This is a genomic window from Pseudomonas sp. MF6776, assembly GCF_016613125.1.
Classification (GTDB): domain Bacteria; phylum Pseudomonadota; class Gammaproteobacteria; order Pseudomonadales; family Pseudomonadaceae; genus Aquipseudomonas; species Aquipseudomonas iridis.
The window spans coordinates 152,097-161,144 of record NZ_JAENSQ010000014.1 but is presented as its reverse complement, the minus strand read 5'-3'; the positions used below and the strand labels follow the sequence as shown (position 1 = coordinate 161,144).

At 58.7% G+C, this 9,048-nt stretch carries 6 protein-coding genes; 3 read left to right on the top strand and 3 right to left on the bottom strand.

The features are described 5' to 3' along the window. Nucleotides 1-214: 214 nt before the first annotated feature. The 3 genes from JJD74_RS17830 to JJD74_RS17820 are packed head-to-tail and all read left to right on the top strand — an operon-like array spanning nucleotide 215 to nucleotide 3,780. The gene (locus tag JJD74_RS17830) at nucleotides 215-874 is read left to right on the top strand and encodes a paraquat-inducible protein A (RefSeq protein ID WP_042561077.1); all 660 of its coding nucleotides are present in this window, start codon (nucleotides 215-217) and stop codon (nucleotides 872-874) included. Then, nucleotides 861-1,484, top strand: coding sequence for a paraquat-inducible protein A (locus tag JJD74_RS17825; protein ID WP_047303177.1), 624 nt, complete (start codon nucleotides 861-863; stop codon nucleotides 1,482-1,484). Before JJD74_RS17830 ends, JJD74_RS17825 begins: the two co-directional genes overlap by 14 nt. Next, nucleotides 1,477-3,780, top strand: a complete 2,304-nt coding sequence (locus JJD74_RS17820; RefSeq protein ID WP_200616251.1) for a PqiB family protein — start codon at nucleotides 1,477-1,479, stop codon at nucleotides 3,778-3,780. The genes JJD74_RS17825 and JJD74_RS17820 overlap by 8 nt, the downstream gene beginning before the upstream one ends. A gap of 218 nt (nucleotides 3,781-3,998) precedes the next feature. On the opposite strand, the gene mksF is transcribed toward JJD74_RS17820, so the two are convergent. Genes mksF through mksB form a run of 3 tightly spaced genes read right to left on the bottom strand, consistent with a single transcriptional unit; the run spans nucleotide 3,999 to nucleotide 8,807 of the window. Beyond that, nucleotides 3,999-6,839: an Mks condensin complex protein MksF gene (gene mksF, locus JJD74_RS17815; protein WP_042561075.1), complete on the bottom strand. Its 2,841-nt coding sequence runs from the start codon at nucleotides 6,837-6,839 to the stop codon at nucleotides 3,999-4,001. Next, nucleotides 6,836-7,537, bottom strand: a complete 702-nt coding sequence (gene mksE / locus JJD74_RS17810) for an Mks condensin complex protein MksE (RefSeq protein ID WP_042561074.1) — start codon at nucleotides 7,535-7,537, stop codon at nucleotides 6,836-6,838. Before mksE ends, mksF begins: the two co-directional genes overlap by 4 nt. Beyond that, nucleotides 7,527-8,807: an Mks condensin complex protein MksB gene (gene mksB / locus JJD74_RS17805; protein WP_162184590.1), complete on the bottom strand. Its 1,281-nt coding sequence runs from the start codon at nucleotides 8,805-8,807 to the stop codon at nucleotides 7,527-7,529. The genes mksE and mksB overlap by 11 nt, the downstream gene beginning before the upstream one ends. Between the last annotated feature and the right edge of the window lie 241 nt (nucleotides 8,808-9,048).

Sequence of the window (9,048 nt, the reverse complement as noted above, 5' to 3'; positions counted from 1 at the left end):
AGTGAAACGATGCATCGCCGATGGTAGTGTGGGGTTTCCCCATGTGAGAGTAGGTCATCGTCAAGATTAAATTCCGAAACCCCAATTGCGAAAGCAGTTGGGGTTTTGTTTTGCCCGCAGGAAAGTTTTTGTTCGCACCACCGAACAAATTTGCACAGTTATTTTCGTATCAGAACACTAGAATAGCCCCATCTTTTTCGGAGCCAGAGCCTTTATGTCAGATCCGGTTGACGCCCCAGGGCTGTCAGATTTACCACTGGAAGACCTGGTGGCCTGTCATGAGTGCGACTTGCTGATGCGCAAGCCGAAGCTTGCACACGGCGAAAAGGCCCTGTGCCCACGCTGCGGTTACGAGTTGTACGCCCACCGCCACAATGTGGTGCAGCGCAGCCTTGCCTTGGTCATAGCGGCACTCTTGCTCTACGTGCCAGCGAACTTTTTACCCATCATGCAGCTCAATCTTCTCGGGCAGTCGTCGCACGACACTGTCTGGAGCGGTGTTGTGGGTTTGTTCAACACCGGCATGCAAGGTGTTTCGATCGTCGTATTCCTGTGCAGCATGGCTATTCCGTTAATCAAGTTGCTGTGCCAATTGGCGGTATTGCTGACGATCCGCTTGAACCTTGGGCGCAGCTACGGCCTGCTGCTCTATCGCATTTACCACCACCTCAAAGACTGGGGAATGCTCGAGGTCTACCTCATGGGCGTACTGGTGGCGATCGTTAAACTGGCGGACATGGCGGCCATTACCGTCGGCCTCGGTCTGGCGTGTTTCATCGGCTTGCTGTTGATTCAGGTCTGGCTGGAGGTGGTGATGTCGCCGCATCAGATCTGGCAGGCGTTATCTGGAGAGGATGCTCATGCGGGCGATTGATGCGGGCATTCTGACTTGTACCGAATGCCACGAGTTGAACAGGCAAGAAACGGACACCGACGAGCAAACCTGCACGCGCTGCGGCGCACTTGTTCACCCACGCCGTCCGAACAGCCTGGCCAGAACCTGGGCACTGCTGATCACTGCAGCGATTATCTATATCCCGGCCAATGTGCTGCCGATCATGACTGTCAGTTCTTTGGGGCAGGGGGATCCGAGCACCATCATGTCCGGGGTGATCCAGTTGGTGCAGCACGGCATGATCCCTATTGCTGCGGTCGTTTTCATCGCCAGTATTCTGGTGCCGACTTTCAAACTGGTGGGCATCGCACTGTTGCTGTTTTCGGTGCAACGACGTCAGCCGTTGTCCGCGCGTCAGCGCATCTGGATGTACCGTTTTATCGAGTTCATTGGCCGCTGGTCGATGCTCGATATTTTTGTGATCGCCATCCTCGTGGCGGTCATCAACTTCGGCCGGCTTGCCAGTGTCGAAGCCAATCTTGGCGCCGTCGCCTTCGCCACTGTGGTGATTCTGACGATGCTTGCTGCAGTAACTTTTGATCCCCGACTGATTTGGGATAACACGGAGTCGGATGACGACCATGACTGATTTGCCTGTAGCGAAAACCCGACCGGCCTCGAACTGGTCTGCCATTTGGGTACTGCCTTTGATTGCGCTGATCATCGGCGGCTGGCTCGGCTGGCGTGCTTACTCCGAAACCGGTATCGAGATCCAGATTCGCTTCGAGAGCGGCGAAGGCATCCAGGCCAACAAGACCGAGGTCATGTACAAAGGTATGTCGGTCGGTAAGGTCAAGACGCTCAAGCTCGACGATGAAGGGAGCTCCAAAGGAGTGATCGCCACGGTCGAGATGAATAAAGACGTCGAGCCATACCTCAAGACCAGCACCCGTTTCTGGCTGATCAAACCAAGCGTGACCTTGGCCGGTATTACCGGGCTGGAAACACTGGTCTCCGGTAATTACATCGCCATCAGTCCCGGCGAAGGCGAGCCTTTGCGCAAGTTCAAGGCGCTGGCTGAAGAGCCTCCACTGTCTGATGCCAAGCCTGGTCTGCACCTGACCATCAAGGCTGATCGGCTCGGCTCGCTGAGCCGCGGCAGCCCGGTGTTCTACAAGCAGATCAAGGTCGGTCAGGTCAAAAGCTATCTGCTTTCGGAAGACCAGAGTACCGTCGAGCTCAAAGTTTTTATCGAGCCGACCTACGCCAAACTGGTGCGTAAACACACACGTTTCTGGAACGCCAGCGGCATCAGCATCGACGCCAACCTGTCTGGGGTAAAGGTGCGCAGTGAATCGCTGGCGAGTATTGTCGCCGGCGGTATTGCCTTCGCCACGCCAGAGAATCGCAAGGACAGTCCGGCGACCGATCCAAGCTTGCCGTTCCGTCTTTATGAAGACTTCGACGCCGCCGCTGCCGGAATCCGCGTGAAGGTCAAACTCAGCGACTTTGAAGGTCTGCAGGCCGGTCGTACGCCGGTGATGTACAAAGGTATTCAGGTCGGCAATCTGAAGGCGCTGAAGGTCGATGCGGATCTGAACAGCGCCACTGCCGAACTCACCCTTGATCCATTGGCCGAAGACTATCTCGTCGAAGGCACGCAATTCTGGGTGGTCAAACCGTCGATTTCCCTGGCCGGTATCACTGGGTTGGAAGCACTGGTGAAAGGTAACTACATCGCCGTGCGCCCCGGTGACAAAGGGGCTGCCCCGAAACGTGAATTCGAGGCCAGGCCAAAGGCACCGCCGCTGGACCTGCGTTCGCCGGGCCTGCACCTGGTGTTGTTCACCGATGCTCTTGGTTCGATTGAAGTCGGCAGTCCGATTCTTTACAAACAGGTCAAGGTTGGTTCGGTTCAGAGCTACCAGTTTTCCAAAACCCGAAAGCAGGTGGTTATCGGTGTTCACATCGAGAAGGAATACGAAAATCTGGTTAACGCCTCGACCCGTTTCTGGAATGTCAGCGGTATTACATTGACCGGTGGCCTGACGGGCGGCATTCAAGTGAAGAGTGAATCACTGCAGACGCTGATGGCCGGCGGTATTGCCTTCGAAACGCCACAGCCCAAGGCGCCATTGCAGAAACGTATTCCGCGCTTCCGCCTGTTTGCCAGCCATGACGACGCCAATCAAAAGGGCGATGTTGTGACGATAAAGGTTGATCGTGCCGATGGTTTGCGCAGCGGCACGCCAGTTCGCTTCAAGGGGCTGGATGTCGGCAAGATTGAAAGTGTCGATCTGACCGACGATCTGCAAGCGGTCATCCTCACCGCACGCATCACGCAAGTGCCGGAGAAAATTGCCCGGGTTGGCAGTCAGTTCTGGGTGGTCAAACCGGAGTTGGGGCTGATCAAGACTTCCAATCTGGAAACCCTGGTCACCGGGCAATACATCGAAGTGCAACCGGCGGCGAAGAACCTCGGGCCGCAAAAGAACTTTGTCGCGCTGGCTAATGCACCGGAAGTGACCAGGCAAGAGACGGGTTTGAGTCTGGTATTGAGCGCGGCTCGTCGTGGCTCGCTGAAACCGGGTGTGCCAGTGACCTACCGTGAAATCACCGTGGGCAAAGTTACCGGTTATGAACTGGGCCAGAGCGCTGATCGCGTGTTGGTGCACATTCTGATCGAGCCGAAATATGCGCCGTTGGTACGCAGTGGCAGCCGCTTCTGGAACACCAGTGGTGTGGGTTTCGATATCGGCTTGTTCAACGGCTTGACGCTTCGCACGGAATCGCTTGAAACGGCGATTCAGGGCGGGATTGCTTTTGCTACGCCGGATGGCGAGCGCATGGGTAATCCGGCGCGGCCTGAGCAGACGTTCCCGCTGTTCGATAAGTTCGAGGATGAGTGGCTGACGTGGGCGCCGAAGATTTCGCTCGGTAAATAACCCGTATTTGATGTGGCGTCTGAAAAGATGCTTTTGCGAGCAGGCTCGCTCCTACAGTGGATCGGCGGTAGACACAGATTCTGTGCCAACCATAAATCCCGGTGGGAGCGAGCCTGCTCGCGAAAAGGCCTCAGCGTTCAGCACACATCCCAAGCCATAAAAAAGGGCCGCGATCCAATCAGATCGCGGCCCTTTTTATTGCCTTCAGTTAACGCCGATCAAACCGCATCCAGCTCCGGCTCATCCGCTTCAACATTCACCGTGGCTTTGACCACATCATGGCGGCGGATGTACTTCCAGTCCGCCTCGTCGATGTAGATCCCCGCCGGGCCGCTGCCGCCTTCCAGGTCGATGGCGACACTGGCGCAGACCTGCGGCTTCACGCTCGCCAGAATCGGTACGAAGCCCAGTTGCAGGCTGGTTTCCAGCAAGGCTGCCTGGTTCTTCTCGTCAATGTCCGCCGCCTCATCGAGGTAGTACGGCAGGCGTACACGACCGGCCTGATCGCGGTCCATCAAGTGCAGCAACAAGTACATGTTGGTCAGCGCCTTGATGGTCATGGTGGTGCCGTTGGACGCCGCGCCGTCGATGTCGGTGTGGATAACCGGTTGGCCGTTGACCTTGGTGATCTCGAACGCCAGTTCGAACAAGTCCTTGAGGCCGAGCTGGTTGTGGTTTGCCGCCACCAACCGCGCCAGGTATTCCTTGGCCTCTTCGTTCTTGTTGTCCTGTTCGGCGCTCTGGCTGAGGTCGAACACCGACAGGGTTTCGCCTTCTTCGTACTGACCGGCGCTGTGGATGATCTGGTCGATGTGTTTGAGCGCTTCCTTGTTCGGCGCGAGGACGATACGGAAGCTCTGCAGGTTGGACACCTGACGCTTGTTGATCTCGCGGTTGAACAGCGCCAGTTGGTGCTCGAGGCTGTCGTAGTCGCTACGAATGTTGCGCAGGGTCCGGGCGATGTCGGTGACTGCCGCACGCCGCGCCTTGCCGAGGGTCAGCGCCTCGTCGGTACGGTGTGCGTAGGCGTTGATCAGCAGTGACAGGCGGCGCTCCATGTCGTCTTCGCTGTCGAACTTGGCCACGCCTTTGAGGCGCACTTGCGCGTACAACGCTTCGATCTGGCCATCGGCGCGCAGCAGACCCTGCCAGCTGTCCTGATAGTCGTTGAGCAGCGGCAGCAGGTTGTCCATCGAATCGTCGACCGGATCCATGAACGGCGTGCCGAACGGCAGGTCCGCCGGCAGCAACTGGCGGCGGCGCAGGGCGTCGTCGAGGGTCCGTTGCTTGGCTTCCATGTCGGCGATCTGCCGGCCAACCAGTTGCAGCTTGGCCGACAGTTGCTGGACGCGCTCGGTGAACGCGTCGCTGGAGCGTTTGAGTTCGTCCTGCGCGCCTTCCATCTGCGCCAGTTGCTCAAGCTTGTCGCCTTCTTCGGCGCTCAGGGTCTGGCAGCGACGGAAGTCTTCCAGCGCCTTTTGCGCATCCAGCACCTGCTGATACAGCGCTTCGGTCTGGGTCTTGCTCGCGGCGCGGTCGGCGGCCACGGCTTGCTGGGTTTTCAGTTGCTTGAGCTCTTTATCAAGACGCTCTTTCTGATCGCGCAGCGCGGCACGGTCGGCCAAGGCTTGCAGGGCCGGTGGCTCGATGTGCGAGAGGTCGATCGACAGGCCCGGCACCTCGAAGCGCTCGCCTTTGAAGCCATCGAGAATCAGCTCAACCGATTTGACCCACTCGCCATTGTCGTCGAGGGTGATGCCGTGCTCGCCCAGCGGCAAGCTGAACAGCGCGCTGTTGAACAGACGCATCAAACGCTCGACGTCGGGCTGCGAGAACTCTTCGCGCAGACGGGCGTAGCTGTTGTTGTCGGCGTGATCGAGTTGCTGCTTCACCGACTTCAGGCGTTTTTCCAGATCGCGCAGACGCTCTTCCAGATCTTCGGCGCTGAACTGACGCGATTGCGCCAAGGCACCGGCCAACTCGTCGTGAGCGTCTTTGGCGGCGAGCAATTGTTGCTCCAGCACTTTGACGTCATCGACCAGCGCAAAGCGATTTTTCAACACCGACAATTCACCGAGCCAGCGCTGGATGCCGGAAATTTCCCGTTCCAGACGCATCAGTTCTTGTGTACCGCCACGCTGATTGTTTTGCAGTGCATCCTGCTCGCCGCGGTAGTGATCGGCCTGAATCGTCAGCTCTTCCTTGCGCGCACCGGCGTAATCCGACCAGGTGCCGAGCAGCGAATCGAGCAGCGGCGACAGGCGGTGCAGTTTGCCGCGCAGCACGTCGCGCTGTTTCACGCCATTGGCCAAGGCTTCGACCAAGGGACCAGCGGCGACCAGCGAGTTGTAGTCCTGTTCCATGCGGCGTACGTCGCGGAACGCTTCTTCGCACGCAGCAATGTAATCAACGCTACCCGAACGCAAGCTGTGCTCAAACGCATCGAGGAACAGTTGCTTGAGTTTGGCCGCGGTGATTTCGCGCATGTGCAGCAGGTTGATGAACAGTGCGCGGAACGTCTTCAGGCTCTGCTCACTGGTGGAGCGCAGCGGGATCAGGGTCAGGTCCAGCGGGATCGACGTGTGACCGCCAACCAGCAAGCGACGCAGTTCGTCAGGCTTGAGTTCGTAGGCTTTCAGGCCTTCTTTCTCAAGGTTGCTGAACAGCTCTTTCTGGCGCAGGCAAGTGTCGTTTTTCTGGTAGTGGGCCAGATCGAGTTTGCCGGCGTAGGCAAAGAACTGGTGACCGAAACCACCGCCCGGGCCGCGACCGACCACGCCGATAACGTGCGGGCCGTGGGGCAGGCTTACTTCGACAAGGATGTAACTGGTGTCGGTCGCGAAGTAGAAGCGCCGCGATTGTTCCAGGCTGTATTTGCCGAAACTCATGTCCGACATGCGCGCCAGAATCGGGAACTGCAAGGCGTTGATCGACGCCGATTTACCGAGGTTGTTCGCGCCATAAACCGACAGCGGTTCTTCCAGCGGGAACAGGCCGAGGCTGTAACCGGCGGTGTTCAAAAGGGCAAAGCGGCGGATGCCGTAGCGTTCCTGGCTCATGCGTCGGACTCCTGTTCTTCGGCAATGGCGCGGGCCAGTGCGTCTTCTTCACTCTCTTCGTCAAATTCCGAGAGATCGAGCGGATCGTCGGTTTCGAGGAATTTGGCTTCGGCAGCTTCGTCGATCAGCACTGGCGCTGGCAGCGGCAGAACGCTGTGCACGCTGGCGGCCAGGTCGCGGTCTTGCTGAACCGACAGGCACACATCGAGGAATCGGTGCATCGGCGGCAGGAAACGGTACACACCGTTCTCTTCGCCGGCGAAGCCGAGCTGGGTCATGCGGCGCATGATCTTTTCTTCCAGCTCTTCAACGGTCTGTACTTCGGCCTGAATAAACAGATCGCGGTACTTCTCCAGCAACGATGGCAGCTCTTCGCGGCCGAGGCTGCCACCATCAAGCACAGCAATCGGGTCGCGGCCCTGATCGGCCAGATGCTCGACGAGGATGAAGGTAAACAGGGCCAGACGCTGGGCCGTCTTGTTCACCGCCGCAGCAGCCAGGTCCGGTACGAAATAGTAGAAACCACGGGTGTCGCAGACCAGTTCAAAGCCCAGGGCCTTGAACAGCGTGCGGTACTGATCCTGAAAGTTCGACAGTTGCGCGTACAGCTCCGGATCACGGCGGCTGACGTGGTAGCCCTTGAACAGTTCGCGGAAGATCGGCGCGAGTTGAGACAGTTCGGAGAGATCAAGATGCATTTGGGATGCTCGCAGAATCCTCGGCGGCGGTGTCGCGGGCCGAGAGCAGGGCGAAGGAGCGCAGGCTGACCTGGTGCTCGTGAGTGTGGTATTCGCGGCGTTCCAGACGTTCGCGCTTGAAGCGTTTTTCCCGCGACAGGCGCGAGAACCAGTAAAGCAATTCGTCGGTGGCGCCGTCCGGTTCCTGCTCCAGCAGCCAGACCATAAGGTCCGGCATCGGCAGGGCGTCTTCGCAGCGATCGAGCATTTCGCGCACCGTGCGAGGCGCACGTGGAGCTTCGCCACCTTTTTGGGTTTTGTGGGCCTTGGGGAAACGCGCCGGCTTGGGCTCGAAACGCGCCAATGCATAAACGTAGGCTTCGACCTGACTGGCGCTGCCGAGGAAGGTGCTTTGCGGCCGGGTGAACAGCGGCATCGCCGCTTGCGGCACCGCATCGATACCTTTGCGGCGGATCGCGGCCAGCGCCAGTGCGGCGCCACGGGTCACGGCGTTGTGCCGTCGCGCTTCTTCACGCAGCGGCAGCAGCAGTTCGCGGGCATGACGCAGGGTCAGTTGGGCGCTGGTCTGCATTTCGAGGATGCGCGCGTGGGTGCGCAGCAGCATGTCGTCATCGACCAGATGGCCGAGGCGTTGCTGTTCGCTGAGCATCTTCAGCAGTACGGTTTCGACCTTGCGCACGCCTTGTTCGAAGGCACCGTCGGCGTTGACCAGATCGATCATCGGCTCGACGTATTCGTCCCAGGTCGCCAGAACTTCGGCGTAACGCTGACGCAGTGGAATCTGTCGGTCGCTGGTCTTCGCGCGCTCGGCCACGGCCACCAGCGCCTGCTCGTCGTTGTCGAGCTTCTTCAACACGTCGCGTACGCGCATGTCGAGCAAGCGCAACTGGCGGGCCAGGTCGTGGCCATCGCGGATGTCGAATGCGTCCTGAATATAACCAGCCAGGCGTTCGAGATGCCGCAGATACGCTTCGATTTCCAGGCACAGGCCCAAACGGTGCTCACGGCGCAGGTAGGCGAGGAAGTCGTGAATCTGCGCATTGAGCTCGAAACGGTTCGGGCTTTTCGCCACGGGCACCAGAATGTCGAGGCGAATCCACACGTCGAGCAGACTGGTGATGTCCTGCGGCGTGCTGTCCAGTTGTTGGGCGGCCAGTTGCGTGCGCAGTTCGTTGAGGCTCAGTGTGCCTTGGTCGAAGTGCTCGCACAGTGGCTCCAGAAGTGCCCAGTGTTCAGCGAGGGCGCGCAAGACGCGCTTGGGTTCGATCATCGGAATGGCCGGCTGGTTGGCGATTAAAAGCCGCGATTGTACTGCATCACGAAGGATGCGATTCACTCTCGGGACGGGCTGTCGCTTTTTTCAAGGTAAAGAGCATGGATAAAGCGCCAGGCTCAAGACTATCGATCAACAGCGAGCGATCTTGAGCGAAGGGCGGTAGAATCGGCGCACTTCAGTTATCCACAAGTGGCCGACCTTTGCTTATCGAGTCCCGCCGCCGCGCCTATTTGAA